Below are 23859 nucleotides of genomic sequence, written 5' to 3' on the forward strand. Positions count from 1 at the left end.
AAACATATTAGAGTGTTTTTTATTTTGACAGTGTAATTATTGAATACAAATTTTCTCCACTTTATCCATTTTTAGTATAGCAAGATACTGTTTTTTGGCAAAACTGTAAATATGCTTAATAGCACATCCCAATTTTAAAGGATAATGAATTATGCCTCCTCAAAGGGTTGAGGCTTTTCTCAACTACTGCGAACAGAGGATAGCTAGGTTTCAACAAGCTAACAACACTGGACTTCTAGAGATTTTATGCAGTCTTGATTATCGAGGTTACGGCAAAGTCGAGTGTCGCTGTGGGGATTTCCAACATTTCCTGATTTCGCCAGAAGACTTAGCTATCTGGAAAACACATCCGTTGTCTCGACAAAGGGAAAACTTAGAAACCATAGAACAGGTTCTGGCAAAGCTTGATAGTGCATTGTTCGAGACTTTTTGTCTGCAACAAGGTTATGCAACTATATTAGCGTGGTATCGTGGGCAGGATGGTCTATATGGTTTTCAGTTTTCGCCATCAATAGTCCATGGAATTAAGCCTTGTTGAGAGTTTTAGAGGTGATGACAGCACAGCTGCTCCACCTAAGTAATTAGCTACTAATCGCGCCTTGTGTGAGAGTGATTTCTAACAACTGCATAAATTTCCGCTCACAGAATATCATCACATCGATGGGAATAACCACGACGGATGTTGCTGAAGTTTCGGCTTGGCACATCCATTTTTGCATTTCTGGGGTGGAATAAATTTCTCAGTCATGTACGAATAAATATCTACACTACAGTTATGACAAAAAGTAAACCCAGTCATTACAGTCGTCTATTTCAATTGACTGTGAGGTTCTTCAAGTATCTCTTACTAGCAATATTTGGGCTAACGATCGCCTATATTCTTTCCATGAGTTTTGGGGTTTTTAGTCTTTTTGCGGCACTATTACCCTTTCTAGGAGATTTATTTGGCAAGCTAACAGTGATTCTGTTGTGCTTGATCACAGTCACAGTCATTCTAGAATCTCTGCGTTAAGTCTGATCACTTCTGGCGATCGCCTATATTTGCAAGAGCGATCGCTCACCCCTACACCCACACAGCCCTTCCCTCCCACAGGCTAGATATTATGATTAATAGTGCATATGTTGTGACAGTACTACCATATTTAGTTGGACTAACTCTTGGCATTGTTTACCGTAAACCTATTTCATATTTCCTGACTCGTTTGAATAGGGCAAAACTTTCGAGCAGTGGAGTTGAACTAGAAACCCACAAACAACTTGGTAAACTTAGTAGTCAAGGTCAAGAAATGGCATCAATTCTCAAAGAAATTAGGAATGATATAGAAAGAATTGTCCATCATGAGAAGCCCTACACAGATTATGTTGAAGTGCTTCAAGATACAGAGAAATATATTCGAGAATGTTGTGAAGAGGAGAAATCTCACAGCACAAGCCATATAAATATCAAAATTATGGCGGTTTCGATGAACTTTTCCTGGAATTTTATTGCTGGCAAAGTTCCTAAAATCTTGAAAGACTATGACAATGCATATATCAACACGGAAATCGTCTTTGTTGACGCTGATTTTCTGGAATTACTGCAACTGGAAACCTATAATATTAATTGGGCGGCAGAAAGTAGACAAAGAGTTATGCAGATAAAGAATTTTATCCATGGGTTACCGGATAATTTGCGTGATAGATTTTCAGTTTCAGCTAGAGTATACAGAAACATACCCCATTGGCATGGTTTTTTAGTCAATAGAAAATACCTATTTTTAGGTAGAACTGACTGGGATTTCTCTGCCAATCGACCTAAACTGAGTGTAGGTCAAAACAAGTATCTATATTTTGACCGTAGCGCGGTTGCAGGTTGCGAACGAATTGATTTGTTTTCAACTTGGCATAGATACTACTTTGAGTTTGCTTCTAAATCTATCCATGATATCAATTAAGGTAGGTTTTGTCGGCTTTGAAAGCAGCGATCGCCCTTTGACAATCACGAAAGATAGAAGCGCGATCGCCTCTGAATCATATACGGTTGAATACTTGTAATTTAGGGGCAGCAGGGGAAAAGATAATTTTCCTATTTCTGAATACACAAGTTATATCGCAAGTTTATTATGCGGACATGATATGAGCAATTTGACATCTTCAAGTTTGCGTACTAATACTTCAAAACAAATACTAACTCTGTATAAATAAATTTATTATCAAAGTCTAACTTTAGACAGAGGTTTATATCACTTCTTTAGGTAGAGAGATTGGAATCAACCTTAAGCTTATACTGAGGGCATAGAAAAAAGCGAATTAAATAACATCAGGTGCCCGATTATAGTTTTGGTCAAAAATCTGTAATCCTTGTCTGCCATAATTTGTCAACCTACTCACTAATTCAAAGCCAACAATGACTAATCCAAACGATAATAAAACTTACCGTGAAGTCAAAACAGAAAACTCTATTGATAGAGACGGAAATACTCATACTCATGTAACACGAACAAACGAAACTATTAAAAATAGTAATGCCAATCCCCAATCGTATCAAAATGGTTACGTTCAAGGTCGTATGTCTGAGCGCAACTATGAAGAAGCTTTAGCAGAAAGAGATGTGAACAATACCAACCGAGGATTATTTTTAGGTATTATAATTGCTGGTTTAGCATCTTTAATTGGTTTAACTTATTGGTACCTAAACCAATCTAACCAAGCTGTAGATAATACCACTACCATACCAACAACTAATCCATCTCCTGTGATTGATCAAGTGCCACAGCCACAACAAACTACAATTATAGAGAGAACAAAAGAAGTCCCAGTTGAAGTTCCAGTTACGGTAGAAAAAACTAAAGAAGTTCCTGTTTTTGTTCCTGTTCCCCAACAAAAAGCAGCACCAACAGTTAATAATAAGGCTCCTGATATTAATATTACTGTCCCACCTCAGGCTCAACCACCTGCAACTAAACAGAATCCGACAACACCTACTCCTAATTCCAACTCAAGCAGCACAACTAGCGGTGATTCAACAATTTCTCAGCCAAATCAAGATAAAATAGACGCTACATCTGAAAGTAATACGACTACAGATAACAACTAGGCAGACATTATCGAAGTAATAGTTGTTTGTCCCATTCCAAATCTAATTAACTCAAATTGTCGGAGTATGGCAGGTGCTGTACCCCGAAAATTTATTTTATTTGATTGTGTTTTGGGGAAAGTCCGTCACAAAATTATACTGCATCTCACCAGGAAACACATTCGATAGACATTCGTGATAGATTATAATAAGTACTTTTGTTAATTCGTAATTATCCTTACAAATGCGCAAATTATTGAAGTATTCAATTCACATTTCTACTAAAATTATTAGTGATTCAATGATGCGTATCAAGATTAAGTGTAGACATACGCCACCAGAGCATTGCTAGCCCCCAAATTGTGTTTTTAACCCCAAAATTTAGCCATATTTTAAGTACTAAATATCCGACCTTAACCTATAAATAATGGATAGAGGGATACTTTTCCAACATCTTCTCCGTTCAACTTTATCCAAAATTTAAGAACTTGAATATAAATTTTACAAACATATCTCCGTTCAATAGCTCTTTATCAGAACGTTTAAGGTCACAAGTTAGGCAGAACCAAGTGAGATTAATGTATGATTGTGTAGTTCCAGGTATTGCCCTGTAGCTATCCATAAAGGATTAGAGTATGACATCTCAGCGAACCGTCCTGGTCATTGCTAGTTCAGAACAGGATAATACTACCTACCAGCAGCAATTACAGCAAGACCGGGGGATGGACTACAACATTCTGTTGGGTAGCAGCACTTCCTCCCTACTCTCATCTCAATCCCTTCCGAAACTTGATGCCATTCTTCTAGAACTTAAATCCCCCTATAACAGCAGTTTTCAGTTTTTACGTCAATTAAAAGAGCAAATTAGTGCCCCTGTAATCGTCATTGATGGTGGTGATACAGAAGTTGCGGTACAGGCATTTAAGCATGGGGCAGTTGACTATCTAGTCAAGGACAGGGCAACATCAGATGATTTGCGTCTTGCCATGCGGAGCGCCATTGAAAACGCGGAATTGAAACGGGAGCTAAAGCGCAGCCAGGAAACATTTCGTACGTCGGTGGAAAATATGCTGGACTGCTTCGGCATTTTTTCAGCCCTGCGGGATGACTTGGGGCGGATTATGGATTTTCGCGTTGATTACCTAAATGCGGCGGCTTGCGAAAACAACCAAATGCCCAAAACAATGCAGATTGGGCGGGGGCTATGCGAAATTTTACCAGCCCATCGAGAATCGGGACTATTCGATGCGTATTGCCGGGTGGTGGAGACGGGAGAGCCGTTAATCAAAGACTCTTTAATTTATGACGATACGTCTGGCGATCGCCGCTTAATTCAGGCTTTTGATATTCGAGCCACCAAGCTGAATGATGGGTTTGTGGCTTCCTGGCGAGATGTTACCGATCGCAAGCGACTAGAACTGGAGCAAAAGCAAACCGCCCTTGTCCTGCAACAAAGCGAGGAACGCCTAGAACAGACGATGAAGGCAGCCAGTATTGGCAGTTGGGATTGGAACATTCAAACGGGCGAGGTTAAATGGTCTAACAGCCTGGAGCATCTGTTTGGCATGGCTCCCGGTAGTTTTGATGGACGCTACGAAACTGTTCTGGCGATGATACATCCGGATGATTTGCCCAGGGTGCAACAGGCAATTCAGCAGGCGCTTCAGGGTGAAGAATACAACATTGAGTTTCGCTTTATTAAACCCGATGGCAGTGTGCGTTGGGCATCAAGCCAGGGGCAGGTATTCTACGACAATAACGGCAACCCAGTGATGATGGTGGGTGTAGATAGGGATATTACAGCCTGGAAACAAACAGAAGTCGCGCTCCGCAATAGTGAACGTCGATATCGATCCCTCATTGAAGCTACTGCTCAAATTGTCTGGAATACCGAGGGTACCCAAGGAGAATTCATTAGCGAACAGCCAGGCTGGAGCGCCTTTACAGGGCAAACCTTCGATGAATTAAAAGGATGGGGATGGTTAAATGCTATCCATCCTGATGATCAGGCAAAGACGACCCAGGCTTGGTTAACTGCCCTGGAAAATCAGTCACTGTACGAGGTGAGGCACCGCTTACGGCGATGGGATGGAGTTTATCGCTATATGCAGGTGCGAGCTATTCCCGTAATTGACGAAAACGGCACGATTTTGGAATGGCTGGGAATTCATAGCGATGTCACCGAAGCTCAACGGGCAGCAGCAGCCCTGACAGAGAATGAGCAACTGTTGCGGTTGGCTCTGGCAGGGGCAAAAGCTGGTTCATGGGATTGGAACTTGCAAACCAATGATGTCACCTGGTCACCGGAAAACTATGACCTGTATGGCGTTAGTACTATCAATACTGTCAATACTGACAATTGGTACCACATCTGGTACAACACGATCCACCCAGAAGATCGAGAACGGGTTCGTCTTGAGATACTCCAAGCGATCGAGCAACCCCAGGTTGAATTCCAAATTGAATTTCGGATTGTTCATTCCCAACATGGTCTTCGCTGGCTACTTGGTCGGGGTCGCTTCACACTCAATCAACAGGGTCAACCGATTCGATTGAGTGGCATTAATTTAGATATCACCGATCGCAAGCAAATAGAACAGACTCTCAGCCGCAGCGAAGAGTTTAAAAACCGTCTGCTAGAAAGTAGCCCTGATTGCATCAAAGTTCTAGACATTGACGGGCGACTGCTCTATATGAACGCGGGCGGGATGTGCATCATGGAAATCGATGACCTGAACCCCTATCTCAACCAGGAGTGGGTGTGCTTTTGGGGAGAAGAGTTCCGTCCCCTGGCAGAGCAAGCCCTGGAAGTAGCGAGAACAGGGGAAGTCAGTGTTTTTCGCGGATTTTGCCCGACGGCAAAAGGCACCCCAAAATGGTGGGAAGTGATTGTCAGTCCCATCCGAGGAGCCTCCGGACATACCGAGCAGGTGCTTTCAGTATCCAGAGATATCAGCGATCGCAGACAGACAGAACAAAGACTACAGGAGTCAGAAGAGCGTTTGCGACTGGGTATGCAGGTGGCAGGATTTGCCCTAGCGGAAATTGATTACAATACAAACACCGTGACGCTTTCCCCAGAAGCAGCAATGCTCTATGGACTGTCCACCGAGCAACTCACCATTTCCCGTGAACAGTTTCATGATACTTTTCATCCAGAAGACCGCGCTCACCTAGAGCAACAAATTCAAGATGTCCTTGACCCAGGTGGAGCAGGCTGGTTTACTCAGGATTATCGCATTCTGTGGAGCAATGGTGAGGTCAAGTGGCTAACTGTTCGCAAACAGGTATTTTTTGACCGCTCCAACTCTGTCCCTCGACCCAGCCATGCCATTTTAGTAGCCCTTGATATTACCGATCGCAAGCAGGCGGAACAAAAGTTACAGGAGAATGAACTCCGTTTTCGGACGCTAGCAGATAATATTTCCCAACTCGCTTGGATGACTGACGAGAAAGGCTGGATTTTCTGGTATAACCAGCGCTGGTTTGACTTTACAGGTACCAATCTGGGAGAAATGCAGGGTTGGGGTTGGCAAAAGGTGCATCATCCAGACCATGTGGAGCGCGTCATCGGAAAAATCAACCAATGTTTTACAACGGGGGAGATTTGGGAAGATACCTTTCCCTTGCGTGGTAAAAATGGAGAGTATCGATGGTTTCTTTCCCGTGCGGTTCCTATCCGTGACGAAAGGGGGAAAGTGTTGCGCTGGTTTGGTACCAACACAGATATTACCGACCTTCAAGAAGTGGAAAGTGCCCTGCGCCAGAGTGAAGAGCGCTATCGACGTTTAGCTGATTCCATTCCCCAGTTAGCCTGGATGGCTAATAGTGAGGGGAAGCTACTTGATGTGAATCAACGCTGGATAGCATTTACAGGTCTTTCCCTAGAAGAAGCCCAGACTCTGGGATGGGAAACTGTGGTGCATCCAGAGGATATGGCTGTTCTCGTTCAGGCGTGGTCTGAGGCTGCCCAGCAGGGTGCTTACTACCAAGCCGAAGGGCGGATGCGGCACGTAGATGGTACCTATCGTTGGTTTCTGCACCAGGCGATTCCCCAAGAAAATGAACAGGGGCAGATTGTCAAATGGTTTGGCACGGCAACAGATATTGAAATACAAAAGAAACTGGAACTTGACCGCGATCGCCTCTTACAGCAAGAACAGGCGGCACGGGAAGCTGCCGAACGCGCCAACCGTATTAAGGATGAGTTTCTAGCAATTCTTTCCCATGAACTGCGATCGCCCCTCAACCCGATTTTAGGCTGGACGAAACTCCTGCAATCACGCAAGTTGGATGCTGCAAAAACCGTGGAAGCCTTAGCCACCATTGAGCGCAACGCTAAACTGCAAACCCAATTAATTGATGATCTGTTAGATGTTGCCAAAATTCTCCGGGGCAAACTGGTAATTGATATGACTCCCCTGGATCTGGTAGCTGTTATTGAAGCGGCGATCGATACCGTCAGGGGTGCTGCCATGGCTAAATCGATCCGACTGCATACGGTACTCTCCCAAATCGGACGCATATCGGGTGACTCCGCTCGACTCCAGCAAGTTGTCTGGAACTTGTTGTCCAATGCCATTAAATTCACCCCAAATAATGGACGGGTTGATATACTCCTAGAGCGAATGGGTAACCAGGCTCAAATTACTGTCCGTGACACCGGAAAAGGAATTCGCCCCAATTTTCTCCCCCATCTGTTTGAATCCTTCCGCCAAGAAGATGCATCAACCACGCGCAAATATGGTGGCTTGGGATTGGGGTTGGCGATCGCGCGTTCACTTGTCGAGGCACATGGAGGCACAATCACTGCTGATAGCCCCGGTGAGGGGCAGGGGGCAACCTTTACCGTTTACTTTCCCCTGATTGATATCAAACCGCAGATTGACCCATCGGAACAGTCTCCCACACCAGTTCTCGATTTAACAGGTGTTCGAGTTCTGGCAGTCGATGATGAAGCTGATGCCCGTGAGCTATTGGCGATGGTATTGACAACCTATGGAGCCGAAGTCTTAACTGTAACCTCGGCAACTGAAGTGTTAACTGCTCTAGTCTCATTCCAACCCGATTTATTAGTCAGCGACATTGGTATGCCAGATGTGGATGGTTATAGTTTGATTAAAAAAATTCGTGCCTTGTCTCCTGAACAGGGTGGGCAAATTCCGGCGATCGCGTTGACTGCCTATGCTAGAGAAGAAGATCACCAGCGAGCTCTCAGCAGTGGCTTTCAACAACAGGTGACTAAACCCCTGGAACCGGAGCAACTGGTGCAAGTAGTGGTGACTCTGGTGCGTGGGTTGGGTTGATGTGAAAAAACGGAAATTATGAGTTATGAGTAATACCAATTCTCTAAAATTAGGCTACAGATGGAATCTACGGAACCATTACTATAGCGTTTCCCAATCAGATGAAATACAACCCCACCCGCCCTATCGGGCACCCTCCCCGATTTCGGAGAGAGCTGGGGAGGGGTTCTTCTATACCTCACTAAAATGAGAAACGCTATAAATCTAGATTTTTTAATTGCGTTAGCGCTAGCTCTCCCGTAGGGAGCATTGCGAATTGGTATAATACCATTTCTCTCAATGTCGCCTACAGATAATTCTCTCCCTGCCCCCTGCTATCTATGTGTAACTTTATTTTGGATAATTAGTATCAGTTCAAATCCCTATAGCAAAATCAATTTTATCGCCTCTAGGGTGACGTACCAAGGTAAAGGTTTATCCTGAATTATTGCCCATTTATCCTTATAAACTTCCCCTTGTAAATGATAGTCTTGAGGATGTTCTGGGGGAGAGTTTAATTTCAGAAATAGTGTCATGCGGTGGGGTGTTTCCACGGTTCTGACTAGCCAACAAGGAAAAGTATTTTCTTGAGTAGGATTATTAGTAAAGACTAAGTGGTGGGCGCGAATTGCTACATGGGAGAGGTTTTCTGGGATGGATTCTCTCACAATTAAATGACAATTCCAATCAAGAGCTTCTATAGTTTGAGAATTGATGGCGATCGCCGGGGAAAAGTTCTTACACCCGGTTAACTGAGTCACGGAAACGGTGGTAGGATGCTGAAATAAATCGTATTTCGTCCCATGTTGGATAATTTTCCCCTGTTCCATTGCCAGTAAGTTAGGGCAAACTCGATATGCTTCTTCCATACTGTGGGTGACAAACAGGGTGACACCATGGTAATCAGCCAGGGTTTCAATCATTTGCTGTTCTAACTGACTACGCAGGAATGTATCTAAAGCCGAAAAGGGTTCATCTAATAATAAAGCTTGAGGTTGACTCGCTAAAGCCCTAGCTAATGCTACCCGTTGTTGTTGCCCTCCGGAAAGTTGGTGAGGATAGCGATCGCCCATTCCAGATAGATGTACGTTAATTAATTGGGATTCTACTAGTTTCTTGGTGACATGACTCGACAATCCTGGGGGTAAACCGAAGGCAATATTTTCTGCGACACTCATGTGGGGGAACAAAGCATAATTCTGTACCACGAAACCGATACCCCGTTCCCGAATTGGCAAATTTATCCCCTTTTCCGAGTCAAACAACACCTTGCCATTTAAGATAATCTTGCCCCTAGTCGGTGTTTCAATCCCAGCTATGCAACGCAACACCATACTTTTTCCTGCACCGGAACCTCCTAATAATCCCAGAGGTTGATTGCTAGTTTGGAATTTTACCTGGAGGTGAAAATTAGCGAGATTTTTTTCAATATCTACAAATAATCCAGTATTTTCTGATTTTTCCGGGGAAATGACTGCAATTCCTAGGGAAGAATCCGACTGTTTTTCTCCCCATATTCTACCTTTTGCCTGTCTCCTATCTTGCCAATAGTTAACAGTCACAATTGCCGAGAGGGAAACTACCATAATCGTAATTGCCCAAAACATTGCCTCATCCATTGCCCCAGCTTCCACAGCAAAATAAATTGCCATCGGAATAGTTTGAGTCTGTCCGGGAATATTTCCTGCTAACATTAATGTTGCCCCAAACTCACCTAAGGCTCGGGCAAAGGCAAGGGTAGTCGCAGCCAAGATACCAGGTAATGCCAGGGGTAAACTGATACGCCAAAAAATTCTGATTTCCCTAGCGCCAAGGGTACGAGCCACCCGTAGCAGGTTTTGGTCAATTTGTTGAAACGCTCCCAGGGCAGTTTTATACATCAGAGGAAAGGCAACCACAGTGGCAGCGATCGCGGCTCCATACCAGGTGAAGACAATACTAATTCCCCAGGTTTCCATCCACTGACCCAGGGGACCATTTTTCCCAAACAATAATAATAGGAGAAAGCCGATAACTGTTGGTGGTAAAATTAAAGGAGCTACTAAGAAACCTTCAATAATTGACTTGCCTTTACCCCGATATCCTAACATTGTGTAGGCTGCCAAAATACCCAGAAAAAAAGTAATAGCTGTTGCTAAGGAGGCAGTTCTTAAGGATATCCAAAGGGGCGACAAGTCCTGAGGCATAATAGTGGAAAAATAGAATTGCAAATAACTTGTAACAGTTGTGTTCAGTCAATCAATCAGCAACATTATTGGTAATTCCTATCTTGCAACTTGTAATTAACTAATTGTAACTACATTGGCGTAGCTGACCGGAAGCACTATTATGAATTACGAATTATGTTGACAGGATTCACCATGGCGATCGCCACGTCGTGGGAAGGATTATGCCAAAATAACGAGAAATCACCATCCAGTTAAGTTAGGAGTTAATCATTGTGGATTCCCGATACAACCCCGCAGACATCGAGGAAAAATGGCAAACAGCATGGACTGAGCAAGGTTTAGATAAAACCTCGGAAGATACCCACAAACCCAAATTTTACGCTCTGTCTATGTTCCCCTACCCATCGGGGAGCCTGCACATGGGTCACGTCCGTAATTATACCATTACTGATGCGATCGCTCGCCTCAAACGTATGCAAGGGTATCGGGTACTCCATCCCATGGGTTGGGATGCTTTTGGTTTGCCAGCAGAGAATGCAGCCATTGATCGGGGAATTGCCCCATCCAAGTGGACGTATCAAAACATTGAACAGATGCGATCGCAACTGAAGCGCTTAGGTTACTCCATCGATTGGGAGCGGGAAGTTGCTACCTGTTCTCCCGACTATTACAAATGGACACAGTGGATTTTCTTACAGTTTTTCCAAGCTGGTTTGGCTTACCAAAAAGAAGCCGCCGTCAACTGGGATCCCATTGATCAAACCGTGGTAGCCAATGAACAGGTAGATAGTGAAGGACGTTCCTGGAGAAGTGGAGCCAAGGTAGAACGGAAACTGTTGCGGCAATGGTTTTTCAAAATTACTGACTATGCCGAAGAGTTATTAAATGACCTCGACAAATTACCAGGATGGCCCGAACGTGTCAAGTTGATGCAAGCCAATTGGATTGGCAAGTCAACGGGTGCATATTTGGAATTTCCAGTGGTGGGAAGCACGGAAAAAATCGCCGTCTATACAACTCGTCCCGATACAGTCTATGGCGTGAGTTACGTTGTCTTAGCTCCCGAACACCCCCTAACTCAGTTAGTCACCACACCGGAACAACAAGCTGCGGTAGAAGCATTTGTCGCGGAAGTCAGCAACCAAAGTGAATTAGAGCGCACCGCAGAAGACAAACCCAAACGGGGTATTCCCACCGGGGGCAAGGTAATCAACCCCTTCACCGGGGAAGAAGTCCCGATTTGGATTGCCGATTATGTCCTCTATGAATATGGTACCGGGGCGGTAATGGGCGTACCAGCCCACGATGCCCGCGACTTCAAATTTGCCAGGGAACAGAATTTACCCATCAAGGTGGTGATTGTACCCCCCGGTGGCGACCCATCCGCAACCCTAACGGCAGCCTATACAGAGGCGGGTGTGTTAGTTAACTCCCAGCAATTTGATGGCATGGATTCTGCTGCTGGGAAAAAAGCGATTGTGGAGTATGCAGAAACATCCGGTTTCGGAAAATCTCGCACTCAGTATCGTTTACGAGATTGGTTAATCTCCCGTCAGAGATATTGGGGCGCACCTATCCCCATCATCCATTGTCCGAATTGTGGCGCGGTTCCCGTTCCTGATGCGGATTTACCCGTACAGTTACCGGAGGATGTGGAGTTTACTGGTAGGGGTGGTTCTCCCTTAGCTAAATTAGCAAGTTGGGTAAATGTTCCCTGTCCTAGTTGTGGGACTCCTGCTCAACGGGAAACCGATACCATGGATACGTTTATCGATTCCTCTTGGTATTACTTGCGCTTTACCGATGCTCAGAATTCCCAACAGGTGTTTGATAGTGCCAAGGTAAATGATTTCATGCCCGTGGATCAATACGTGGGAGGAATCGAACACGCGATTTTACACCTGTTGTATTCCCGCTTCTTTACTAAGGTATTGCGCGATCGCGGTTTACTGAATTTCGATGAACCCTTCCAACGCTTGTTAACCCAGGGAATGGTACAGGGTTTAACCTATATGAACCCGAATAAGGGAGGTAAGGATAAGTGGATACCCACCCATTTAGTTGATGCTAGCAACCCCCTGGATCCCCAAACCGGAGAACCTTTACAGCGTCTCTATGCCACCATGTCTAAATCTAAGGGTAATGGTGTGGCTCCAGAGGATGTCATTGATAAATATGGCATTGATACCGCACGGATGTTCATTCTCTTCAAAGCACCTCCAGAAAAGGATTTGGAATGGGATGAAGCAGACGTGGAAGGACAGTTTCGCTTTTTAAATCGGGTATGGAGATTGGTGACGGATTTTGCAAATCAACCCCCATCAACCCCAGGTACTGATACCCTGTCGAAAGCTGAAAAAGATTTACGTCGGGCAATTCATACCGCAATCAAGGAAGTCAGCGAAGACGTAGAAGGGGAATATCAATTCAACACGGCAATTTCCGAATTGATGAAATTGAGTAACGCGCTCACAGATGCTACCTGTAAGGATTCCCCTGTTTACGCAGAGGGTATTAACACCTTAGTTATCTTACTTGCTCCCTTTGCCCCCCATATTGCCGAGGAGTTATGGCATTTATTGGGAAATAGGGACTCCGTGCATACCCAGTCATGGTTACAGTGTGATGCAGCAGCATTGATTGCCGACGAAATTACCCTGGTAATCCAAATTATGGGTAAAACTCGCGGTTCCATTCAAGTACCCACAACCGCAGACAAAGCACAGCTAGAGCAATTAGCTCGTGAATCGGAGTTAGCTCAACGTTATATCGAAGGTAAAGAAATTAAGAAGGCGATCGTCGTACCAGGTAAGCTGGTTAACTTCGTCCTCGGCTAAAGATACATTGTGACACTTACTTAGGTGGTATCTTCTGATATCCTGCCTCCATGTCAAAAGTCATGCATCCTTTTTCCAGGGTTTGTGACTATTGACATTTTTTTTGTGACTCAATACTTACATTAAAAAGTGCTTGAGAGCTTTGCTCACTCAAGCACCTAAAAGGTATAGATGTATACCAATTCACTTGTTTGATGCAACATCTGGAACCTGCAATATTCCTGTGGTGACAGGGATTGCATTGATAACCTGTGACAAACATTTGGTGAAGTGGTATCACTCCTTGCACAAATTAAGAATATCTTTTCTCGGATAAAACGGGGACTTGGGTGAGTGACAGTTTCTTAACTGACACTAGTATAAGTTGGTAACATCCAGGAATTAACAAGACTAATTTTGTTGCTGTATTTTGCGGAGGTGGGACAAAAGTTGGTATAAGACCATGCCAAGACCTATAGTAATTTATTACTAGGGGGTTAGGGGTATCCTAGGTAAGATGTATGACATTCATGAAAATTTTGATTTGTCGATGCCTATATGGGTGAAGTGATGGCACAGGAATTTCTATGGATGGGAAATTGTAGGCGATTCCCAAACCAGAAAAATCAGGGTGCAGGTGATGCTTGTTTCTTAGCAATTAGTTTTAGGTACATCCCTGGAAGCTAGAACCCGGAAAATTTTCAGATTCTCAGTCAATCTGCTAAATCTCAGACACAAGGAACATTAAGCCTTGGTTACACTTGGCACAAATAAACCTGACTTGAAAAAGCTGGGGAACTGGGAGACAAGGGGGACAAGGGAGAAATAATTAATGTCCAATACCTATTTTCATCTGTCCTGGTGTACGCAGTTCATGATGGCTACTTTGACAAAATATCTCGCGGATAGTTGCCTAATTTTACCAAGGCAAATTCTGTGCAATAGTATAACTAAGGATAAATAGATTCCCCAAATTTTCTCCTCTAAAACTTATCTGTTGCCTCAATTAAGGCGCTACGAATTCCCGGTTCACTCATAGAATGTCCCGCATCCGGTACAACAATTAATTCTGATTCCGGGAATACTTGGTGTAGTTCCCAAGCTGATATCATCGGACAAACAACGTCGTATCTTCCCTGGACAATAACGGTGGGAATATGACGAATTTTGTCAACATTAGTTAATAGTTGGTCTTCTGTAGTGAAAAATCCGCGATTCACAAAATAATGACATTCAATTCTGGCAAAGGCATCGGCAAAGTTACTATCACCAAATTGTTTTTTTAAGTCATTGTCTGGGAGTAATTTACTAGTACTAGCTTCCCAAATTGACCATGCACGGGCAGCTTGGAGGCGAATTTTAGTATCAGGACTAGTTAATCTTTGATAGTATGCACTGAGCATATCTCCCCGTTCTGCTGGGGGAATGGGTTTTAAATATTCCTGCCAAGCATCGGGAAAAATATTGCTGGCACCTTCTTGATAAAACCACTGTAATTCCTTGTGGCGGAGCATAAAAATACCACGTAGAATTAGACCGGTGCAGTTTTCGGGATGGGTTTGACTGTAAGCGAGGGAAAGGGTACTTCCCCAACTACCACCAAAAACTACCCAGTCTGAAATTCCCAGGTGTTGGCGTAATTTTTCAATATCACTAACTAAATCCCAAGTTGTATTTTCTCGGAGTTCTGCGTGGGGTGTACTTTGACCACAACCTCGTTGATCGAACATGACTAAACGCCATTTTTGGGGGTGAAAATACTGGCGATAAACTGGGTGACAACCGCCACCAGGTCCTCCATGAAGCAATACCACAGGTTTTCCCTGGGGGTTTCCTGACTCTTGATAGTGGATACGATGGATGTCAGAGACTTGTAAATAGCCTTGGTTATAGGGTGCGATCGCCGGATATAATTCGCGCATATGCCAAAAAAACAGTCATGACAAATTATCCTAACTGCTTTCTCCAGCTATGTCATGGAAAATTTAGCTAGAAATACCGTCTGAGAAGGACAAATTGATATTCTGCTATACTCGAAAAAGTATGGAAATCGGTGCCGTACCAATAAATATGGGTAAAATTTCCGGTGATAGTCCCGATGAAGTTGTGGTCTGATATTGATGAGAATTTATCGGAATTTACCAATACTGGGAAGGAGTAATGAGTAGAGACGCTACATATCGCGTCTGTAAGGGAGTAACAGGAGAATCAACTGTGAGTAATTTGGGTAGAAAAAGATTAGAAACCACATTGGCGATCGCAGGTTATGCAGTGGGTGGAGGGATGGCAGCAGCAGCACCAGGTTTAGGAGGAAAAATACCTACACAACTACTATTAACAACTTCTGATATCTTGCTCTATACCCGCATCTGGAAGATATATTTTGATGAGGATTTATCCAACAAGCAAGTGTTAGAAATGTTGACAGAGTTGGGTTTAGTGACTGCGGTGGCAGCTGGGGTATCCTACGTTGCTAGTCGTGCAACTACAGCTATTCTAATGGAGATTAACAACTGGTTAGGTCCGGTGGGGTGGGGAGCAACAGCCGCGATCGCTGGTTCCATTACTGGCTTATTTGGGGCAGCTTGGGCAGTTTACTGTGATAATTTGTACTCCCAGAAGCAGTCACCAACTCCGGAAGATGGTGTGGGATAAAGGAGATAGTTAATTCGTTGGGAGTGAATAATTAACCAGATGTTAGTATGGCTGCATGATGGCGCATATGTTCTGCCATGAAGCTGGCGATAAAATAATAGCTGTGGTCGTAGCCTTCTTGGTAGCGCAAAATCAGGGGTTGCTGCATCTGCGCACAAGCTTGGGCAAATAATTCTGGCTTCAACTGCTGAGTTAAAAATTTGTCTGCCGTACCCTGGTCAATGAGGATAGGGCTATGATATCTATATTTACCCACCAACTCAGTTGCATCATAGGCACACCAAGCTTGTCGATTCTCTCCCAAATAGCCACCCAAAGCTTTCTCACCCCAGGGACAGCGCGTGGGCGCAACTATGGGGGCAAAGGCAGAAACAGACTGATATAAATCGGGGTTCCGCAGGGCACAAATCAAGGCTCCATGTCCCCCCATGGAATGACCAAAAATACCTTGTTTATCCCCTTGGATGGGAAAATTTGCTGCGATCAGGGCAGGTAATTCCTGGACAATATAACTATACATCCTGTAATGGGATGACCAAGGTGACTGGGTGGCATCGACATAAAAACTTGCGCCTGTACCAAAATCCCAATCATCATCTTCCCCTAGAATACCTGTATTCCGAGGGCTAGTATCTGGTGCAACTAACAACAAACCATACTCGGCAGCCAAACGTTGTGCCCCAGCTTTTGCCATGAAATTTTCCTCTGTGCAGGTTAACCCAGAGAGGAAATAGAGTACAGGCAATTTTTGGGTAGCGGCTTGGGGTGGCTGGTAGACAGCAAAGCGCATCTCTGCATTACAAGTTGTGGAGAAATGACTGTAAAAACCAAGTTTACCACCAAAGGATTGGGATTCTGAGATGAGAGTTAGGTCTTTCATAGGTTCAGGACTTGGTATAAATCGTATAGATAAGCAAAAAACAGGCGATAAACCTACCCACATCGCTCGTAAAAACTACCATAATTTGCTAGGATATACAAGTTTTCATGTCAGGGATAAAATCCAAAAATCGCCATAAGTTTCACCTATGGCAACCTTGGTTTAGAATTGCGTCACGAGAGGTAGAATATGCAAATCAATCTCTGGATATCAACTTTCACTACAATCTTATTAGGAATTACACTGACAACTCAATTGGCACTTGCCCAGCCAGTAAATCGCAAGCAACGCAACTATCATCCGCAAAAGGTAAATACAACTCGCACCCATCGACAAATAACTAAATACTGGACTCGCAAAAGAATGCGTCGCGCCAAACCTATAATGCCAACGGTGAATAAGTTACCAGATTCTGGCAATCCATCACCTCCAGAAAATACGGGTGAAAAATCACCCAATACTTCTAATAGTGGTGCTGGGGCAAAAGTTAAGTAGTTACAGAACCATGCCAAGTTCCATGGAAACTCTATACCATTTGCTAATACCGCACCAGCCCAAGTTCGCTTTTGAGCTTGAGATACAGAAGATGTTATGAGCATGCTTGATTACTGTAAAAATTTTTATCTGGGAGTGATGAAGTAAAACCCTGTTTCTTATGAATTGCCAAGAATATATAAGGCTTTCCAGGCTTTTTTAAATACAGGCACCAAGTATTTATACGTCTGTATGTAGCTTGTAAATGTATAATAAAAATTATTCTTTATCAATCAGTCGTAGCGTAGTTGAAATTACTGAAAAACATGATATTTTCACGTTTTTTTGACGTATCACATCTGGTACTACGTAAGTACAGATGAGATTAAAAATATACTAAGCAGTTAGCGATCGCCGACCGGATAAACCGGAAATCCCTATCCTTCCTCAAGATTAGGGAAATGGGAAATAGGACATAATAGAGGAGCTACGCTAACAAAATTAATACAGTGTCAGTGTGTCGTTGATTTTGTATACACAAGGCGGTTTCCCGTAGGGTATCGTTGGTTTATTTACGCTGTGCTGTACTAGGAAAATGAATATAGTAATTAAGCAGAGTTATAGGTTTTGTGCCTATTGCTGTTTTATTTTCCACCCTTAACTATCACCCATGAATCAGGTAGATTATCTTCGCATCAGTTTAATCGACCGTTGTAATTTTCGTTGCCAGTACTGTATGCCAGAGGGTACGGAAATGGATTATATTCTCAAGCAGCAGTTATTGACGGATGATGAGTTGCTGACTTTAATTCAGGAAGTATTTATTCCCGTCGGGTTTACTCGCTTCCGGTTAACTGGGGGAGAACCGTTGTTACGTCCACGGGTGGTGGAATTAGTGGGGGCGATCGCCTCCTTCCCGGAAACTAAAGATGTATCGATGACAACTAACGGTTTCTTGCTTGCACCCCTAGCTCAAAGTCTCTATGATGCAGGTTTGCGGCGGCTGAATATTAGCTTAGATTCCCTAGAACCAGAGATTTTTGACCAAATTATTGGTAATCGTGGGCGATCGCGGTGGCATGATGTCTGGGCAGGTATTCAGGCTGCTTATAGTGTCGGTTTTAACCCCTTAAAGTTAAATGTTGTGGTAATTCCCGGTGTCAACGACCATGAAATCCTGGACTTAGCAGCCTTAACTATAGACAAAGAATGGCACGTCAGATTTATTGAATTTATGCCCATTGGCAACTCTGATTTATTTGGCGATCGCGGTTGGGTATCCTCGGAAGATTTGCGGCAAAAAATTCGTTCCACATGGGGACTAACAACTGGGATGGTACTAGGAAATGGACCTGCGGATATTTTTCAAATCCCTGGAGCCAAGGGTACACTAGGATTTATTAGCCAAATGTCCGAATGCTTTTGTGATAGATGTAACCGGATGCGCCTCAGTGCCGATGGTTGGTTACGTCCCTGTCTATTGAACGAAAGCGGGCAAATCGACTTAAAAACTGCTCTCCGCACTGGTGTCAGCACAGCTGAACTACGGGAGCAGTTGACAGAATTATTAATAATAAAACCAGAAATCAACTTTAAGCAGCGCGTTTCTGGCACTGCTACAGGTACATATACTCGCACCATGTCGCAAATTGGTGGGTGAGAGAGCTGGGAATCAGAGGAGTTTTCAATAAGAAGTTATGAGTAATTTAGATTGATGAGAATTACTCACTAACCAACAGACGTTCAGCCGCAACGTCTTTCACCTCTTACGCTTGACGTGAATAGTATTCCACAACCAGCAGTTCATTGACTTGGAGTGCCACCCATTCCCGTTCGACAACGCTATTCACCTTACCTTCCATCTTGTTTTTATCAAACTCCAGATGGCTAGGTAGGTTTGCCAAACCAGGGTATTGCAAATTAGCTTCCACTAATTTCCGAGATTTTTCCTTATCTCTAACAGCAACAACATCCCCAGGACGACACTGGTAACTGGCAATATTAACTACACGACCATTAACAGTCACATGGCAGTGACTAACTAATTGACGCGCACCAGGAATGGTTGGAGCCATACCCAAACGGAAAACGGTATTATCCAAGCGCATTTCTAGCAACTGTAACAACACCTGTCCGGTAGAACCCGTTGCCCGTCTAGCTTTACGTACATAACGTAGCAATTGCTTTTCAGTGACACCGTAATTCAAACGGATTTTTTGCTTTTCTTCCAAACGGATAGCGTATTCAGAGCGCTTTTTGCGGTTCTGACCGTGCTGACCGGGGGGATAAGCGCGTCTAGCACTTTTACGAGTCAATCCTGGCAATTCTTGACCCAGGCGACGTGTGATTCTGAGGCGTGGTCCTCTGTATCGGGACATTTCTTACTCTAATCCTGTTTAAACATTTACCCAGACATACCATTATAAATATTTGACACTCTTAAGGCTATAAGTTAATCAATTTTTTTTGAGAAAAATCTGCCAAGTTGGTCTACAAGAAACCGAACAGTCTATTTTTGACCTTCGTGATACCTCTAGAATTGCTGGAATTGACACTCCCACACCTTGAAACCCTGGGATTCTAGGCTCAATGTCAGAACTTATTCAACCAGGATTACCCCAGCGTCGATCTCGTTACCCAAATTGGGACGCAACTTCTTATCGATAGATTGCATGCTTCATTTTTTGCGCTGCATTATAGATTTTCTGATTGTTTTGTTGGCGAGACCAATGAGCAGCTCTGCGTGCATCTAAATAGGCATCGTTTTTATTTCCTAATTTTAGTAACGCCATAGAGCGACAAAGATAAGCAGCAGCATAACTGGGGTTATTGGCGATCGCTGAATTATAGGCTGCGATCGCTCTCTGGTATTCCCGGTTTTTATAGTATTGAAAACCCTGTTCGAGATAGGCGATCGCCGCTCGATGATTAATAGTTGAATTGCGAACATTCGTATCACCTGTTTGATTTATTCTCCGCAAAGAACCAGGGTTTTGACATCCTGGATCATTCCTCACTTCAAGGTTTTGTCTGCAAATCTCATTGTCTATGGCATACCCCGGAATGTTTACTGGTATGGGAGGTGTATACCATTGTGCTTGTGCATTACTACTAAACCCTAGTAAATACACACAAGATACTAAGTTAAAACCTATCAAAGTACGAAGCTTAAACATATTATTTGCTCCTGGTGATTGTCAGCAATATTGAGATTGAACGTAACGCCTCGTTAACGACGAGCAGCGAGAATATAGTTATCAAATGTTTCTTGATCCAACTGCTTAACTAATTCTGGCGATATTTGCACCGCTCGTTCATAGTCAGAGATTGCTTCCTGCTTATCTCCTTGTAAATAACGCACCAAACCCCGATAGTAGTAAGCGTTGGCTAATTTCGGAGCAAGTTTAATTGCTTGATTGAGATCACTGAGTGCGTCTTGATAGTCATTGAGTCTGGCGCGTGAAACTCCTCGTGTCACGTAGGACATAGGATATTCCCGATTTAGTTCAATTGCTTGATTGGTATCAGCGATCGCGCCTCGAAAATCTTTCAGTCTTCTTTTAACCGCTCCCCGAAAAGCGTAAGCAGGAGCGTACTTAGCATTTATTTTGATAACTTGATTCGCGTCAGTAAGTGCGCCTTGAAGGTCTTTCAGCGTCACACGAGTACTCCCCCGACCCAAATAAGCCTGCTGCTCTTGGTAGGCATTACTATATTTCGGGACAAGCCGGAAGGCTTGGTTAAAATCTGCCAGCGCTTTTTGAGGGTTATTAAGAGCATCTTGGATCATGCCTCGACTTACATAGGCACCAAAAAACTTTGGATCAAGTTTAATTGCTTGAGTATAGTCTGAGAGAGCCCCTTGATAGTCATTGAGACCAGAACGAGCAGATCCTCGAAGCGCATAGGCATATATTGTAAATATCGTTTTAAAAGGAAGATTTTTATAATCCTTGATTAAGTTAATAGGACGATTGCGGTCAACTAGAGCCCAGATATAAAATAAGTTGTAGGTGTCAGATACAAAATTATCAAGGTCTATCTTGCGAATATAACTAGAGTCAAGTTTGGGGTTGAGTTGGATGACCTGAGAGAAATCTGACGCTGCCTTTTGATACTCTTGAAGTGCGAGGTATGCTCTCCCCCGATAAAAGTAAAGTAGCGTTTGTTTTTCGGGGCTAAGTTGAGCAATTGGTAGAACCTTGGTATAGTCTGCGATCGCCCCTTGATAGTCATTGGTAATAGAACGAGCAGCCCCTCGAAATACGTAAGCCTGAACATTTTGAGAATCTTTGTTGATTGCTTGGGTAAAGTATTCAATTGCCTTTGGTTCATCTCCTCCAGCAAAAATGTCTGCTCCTTGTTCAAGCAGATCGTTACTGGTAGAAGTAGGTGAATTAGAAACTACTGCTGTAGAACTAGGCTTGGTAGCATTTCTAGGAATATCTGTCTGCTCTTGTCTTTCTGACACAGAAGTCTTTTTACACCCTAACTCTTCCCGCAGCATAGCTGTTTCATCAGCATTCAGCACACGACCATTTACTTTAGGAGAAGGATCTTTGCAGATGATAGATATCAAACCTCCATTATCGGACAGAGCCCTTCCCGCTTCCGAACCAGACATCTTTCTAATCGTGTCCGCAACCTTTCGTATCTGTTCTCGCGTAAAACCTGCACGACGTTTTCTGGATGCAGAACCTGAAGAATCAGTTTGAGACCGAGAAGTGCCACTTTCTGGTACTACAGGTATGATTGGATTCCTATCTCCACCATATATAGGTATTGGATTGATCCAAGGATCTTGTGCTTGCACATTAGTACCTAACCCTAGCAACGATGCTAAAGAAAATAAGCTAACACATACGTGTTGATGTTTTTTCATGATTTACACCTGCTTAATTGGGAAAAAATAAATGTTATGGTAAGACTACAGATATGCTGGTTTTAGATTTAAATTTATTGGCAAGATTTCTGCCAGCATCTGAAGTGGGTATCTTTCTTACCCTGTCTGCAATGGTGCGTATCTGTCCTCGCGTGAACCCTGCACGGTGTTTGGCTTTTTTTGGATAACAAACAGTATCTTTTACAGAGGTGTCTGGCTTAATGGGTGTATCTGGTGTTTGCGGAAAACGAATCCGTACATTTCCTCCTCGAATTTCCCAAACTCCAACCCAACGAGATAGTTTACCACTGATGAATTTTACCCTGCTAGTTTGAGGATTAAAAAGGTATTTTCCTACTCCGTAGCTTTTAGAAGAATAATTTCCCTTACCATCAAGTTCTATTTCTCCCAGAATACTAGGAGCAACATTAAATACAGAATCATAACCAGCACAATTGTAAACAGCAGCAGGTGGCGGTGGAGAATGAAGCGGAACAGCTGTTGTTTGAGCATTAGCTCTTTCAGTTAGGAACACAGCAACGCCAATGCAGAATGGATAAAATAAAAATTTTCTGATTTGATTTATTCTCATGTAAAACACCCTAATAAATTATGATAGATTGCATTTTTGAGCCAATCAAAAGCTATAAAAATTGCCTGATTTTAGAAATATTACCTCCCAAAAATAGCATCTTTAAATCTGCTTATAGATTGTGATTTCACGCTTTTCGGTTACATAAAAAGCAATATTCTTTTCATAATAAGCAGCTTCATTAATGAAAACTGGATAAACTGTTGATTCACCTTTATAAGTAATAGTCCGTCCATCAAAAGTTAAAAATATCGGTTCACCTGGAGTGAGTGGCTGATAATCTTGAAACTGAAGTTGTGGATGAATCATTCCTTGCAATTCTCCAAATGCATTTCTGGGGTAATCAATTTTTCCTGTTTGACAATACATGGTAAATTTATTACCAGTAGATGCAAATTCTTCTCGATTAGATTGTTCTAAATAATCTAAAATATTGAAAATCAAGGCTTCAGTTTTCTCAAAAATATCAGCTTGTAAAACTCCTTGAGCAACTGCACCAACTTCGATAGCAAAACCCAATTTACAGAGATTTCTTAAGTAAGGATGGTCTTGATTCAGTGGGTATTGCAAAATTTTAACTAAAGGATTTGTCTGAGTTAAATAAGCAGCTAACTTTAACAAGTAAGGCTGATTATTGTGCAAAATCACTGTCAAACCCATATTAGAGGTTGTACTATGCAAATCAATAATTAAATCAATCTTTGACTGCTCAATAGTAAAAGCTATTTGTCTAGCAAGTAACTGCTCATGATTAATCAGTCAGGGATTTTGTAAATCCTCAGGATTAAAGGAGCGATTCAGGTCAGTATCTATGTACCGTTTTCCTGCGGCGATCGCTTGAGGATTTGCTAATAAAGTTAAGATTTCAAAACTGTCGCGCTTAATTAAATGATAGTTTTGTTCATACTTCTTGACTAGAGAAATTCCTGTCAGTTCGTTCCCATGAGTTCCACCAACAAGAGCAACGTTTTTGATTGGGGAATCAAACATAAACTCTTTCCTTGAAGATGTTGATTTCAGCTTAAAGGAAATTTAAATGCATTGCTAGTGGG

At 43.1% G+C, this 23859-nt stretch carries 17 protein-coding genes and 1 pseudogene; 9 read left to right on the plus strand and 9 right to left on the minus strand.

Annotated elements, in window-relative coordinates; genetic code table 11:
- Positions 1–151 precede the first annotated feature (151 nt).
- A complete protein-coding gene (locus IJ00_RS02900; protein WP_035149908.1) occupies positions 152–538 on the plus strand; it encodes a hypothetical protein in 387 nt (128 codons plus the stop codon).
- Between the two features lie 43 nt (positions 539–581).
- Here the strand turns inward: IJ00_RS02900 and IJ00_RS28690 are convergent, their stop codons facing one another.
- Positions 582–719, minus strand: a complete 138-nt coding sequence (locus IJ00_RS28690; RefSeq protein WP_168163407.1) for a hypothetical protein — start codon at positions 717–719, stop codon at positions 582–584.
- A gap of 56 nt (positions 720–775) precedes the next feature.
- On the opposite strand from IJ00_RS28690, the gene IJ00_RS02905 reads away from it, so the two are divergent.
- The 4 genes from IJ00_RS02905 (at position 776) to IJ00_RS29520 (ending at position 8361) form a co-directional block, all read left to right on the plus strand.
- Positions 776–1012, plus strand: a complete 237-nt coding sequence (locus IJ00_RS02905; RefSeq protein ID WP_035158321.1) for a hypothetical protein — start codon at positions 776–778, stop codon at positions 1010–1012.
- Positions 1013–1103: 91 nt separating this feature from the next.
- On the plus strand, positions 1104–1934 hold the full coding sequence (locus IJ00_RS02910) for a hypothetical protein (RefSeq protein WP_035149910.1): 831 nt from the start codon (positions 1104–1106) through the stop codon (positions 1932–1934).
- 452 nt (positions 1935–2386) lie between these two features.
- Positions 2387–3076, plus strand: coding sequence for a hypothetical protein (locus IJ00_RS02915; protein WP_035149912.1), 690 nt, complete (start codon positions 2387–2389; stop codon positions 3074–3076).
- 614 nt (positions 3077–3690) lie between these two features.
- A complete protein-coding gene (locus tag IJ00_RS29520) occupies positions 3691–8361 on the plus strand; it encodes a PAS domain-containing protein (protein ID WP_046814699.1) in 4671 nt (1556 codons plus the stop codon).
- Positions 8362–8723: 362 nt separating this feature from the next.
- Here IJ00_RS29520 and modB read toward each other — a convergent pair whose 3' ends face one another.
- Positions 8724–10526: a molybdate ABC transporter permease subunit gene (modB, locus tag IJ00_RS02925; protein WP_035149915.1), complete on the minus strand. Its 1803-nt coding sequence runs from the start codon at positions 10524–10526 to the stop codon at positions 8724–8726.
- A gap of 254 nt (positions 10527–10780) precedes the next feature.
- Here modB and leuS point away from each other — a divergent pair, with 254 nt between their 5' ends.
- The gene (gene leuS / locus IJ00_RS02930) at positions 10781–13345 is read left to right on the plus strand and encodes a leucine--tRNA ligase (protein ID WP_035149918.1); all 2565 of its coding nucleotides are present in this window, start codon (positions 10781–10783) and stop codon (positions 13343–13345) included.
- Positions 13346–14307: 962 nt separating this feature from the next.
- Here the strand turns inward: leuS and pip are convergent.
- Positions 14308–15246, minus strand: coding sequence for a prolyl aminopeptidase (gene pip / locus IJ00_RS02935; RefSeq protein ID WP_035149921.1), 939 nt, complete (start codon positions 15244–15246; stop codon positions 14308–14310).
- A 238-nt stretch (positions 15247–15484) separates the two neighbouring features.
- Between pip and IJ00_RS02940 the strand changes: the two genes are divergently transcribed.
- Positions 15485–15979 (plus strand): hypothetical protein, encoded by a 495-nt coding sequence (locus IJ00_RS02940; RefSeq protein WP_046814701.1) that lies wholly within the window; start codon positions 15485–15487, stop codon positions 15977–15979.
- Positions 15980–16010: 31 nt separating this feature from the next.
- On the opposite strand, the gene fghA is transcribed toward IJ00_RS02940, so the two are convergent.
- Positions 16011–16859, minus strand: a complete 849-nt coding sequence (gene fghA / locus IJ00_RS02945) for an S-formylglutathione hydrolase (protein ID WP_035158323.1) — start codon at positions 16857–16859, stop codon at positions 16011–16013.
- A gap of 189 nt (positions 16860–17048) precedes the next feature.
- Between fghA and IJ00_RS02950 the strand changes: the two genes are divergently transcribed.
- Positions 17049–17354 (plus strand): hypothetical protein, encoded by a 306-nt coding sequence (locus IJ00_RS02950; protein ID WP_035149926.1) that lies wholly within the window; start codon positions 17049–17051, stop codon positions 17352–17354.
- Between the two features lie 649 nt (positions 17355–18003).
- A complete protein-coding gene (gene moaA, locus IJ00_RS02955) occupies positions 18004–18993 on the plus strand; it encodes a GTP 3',8-cyclase MoaA (RefSeq protein ID WP_035149929.1) in 990 nt (329 codons plus the stop codon).
- A gap of 106 nt (positions 18994–19099) precedes the next feature.
- Here the strand turns inward: moaA and rpsD are convergent, their stop codons facing one another.
- From rpsD to IJ00_RS02980, 5 genes and pseudogenes are all read right to left on the minus strand, one after another.
- Complete coding sequence (gene rpsD, locus IJ00_RS02960) at positions 19100–19711, minus strand: 30S ribosomal protein S4 (RefSeq protein WP_035149931.1); 612 nt, start codon at positions 19709–19711, stop codon at positions 19100–19102.
- Between the two features lie 279 nt (positions 19712–19990).
- A complete protein-coding gene (locus IJ00_RS26915) occupies positions 19991–20509 on the minus strand; it encodes a hypothetical protein (protein WP_052754365.1) in 519 nt (172 codons plus the stop codon).
- A 53-nt stretch (positions 20510–20562) separates the two neighbouring features.
- Positions 20563–22215, minus strand: coding sequence for a tetratricopeptide repeat protein (locus tag IJ00_RS26920; RefSeq protein ID WP_052754366.1), 1653 nt, complete (start codon positions 22213–22215; stop codon positions 20563–20565).
- Positions 22216–22249: 34 nt separating this feature from the next.
- A complete protein-coding gene (locus IJ00_RS02975; protein ID WP_035149933.1) occupies positions 22250–22807 on the minus strand; it encodes a hypothetical protein in 558 nt (185 codons plus the stop codon).
- Between the two features lie 102 nt (positions 22808–22909).
- Positions 22910–23797: pseudogene (locus tag IJ00_RS02980) on the minus strand (aspartoacylase).
- Positions 23798–23859: the final 62 nt, after the last annotated feature.

The sequence above is a fragment of the Calothrix sp. 336/3 genome (genome assembly GCF_000734895.2).
GTDB lineage: Bacteria > Cyanobacteriota > Cyanobacteriia > Cyanobacteriales > Nostocaceae > 336-3.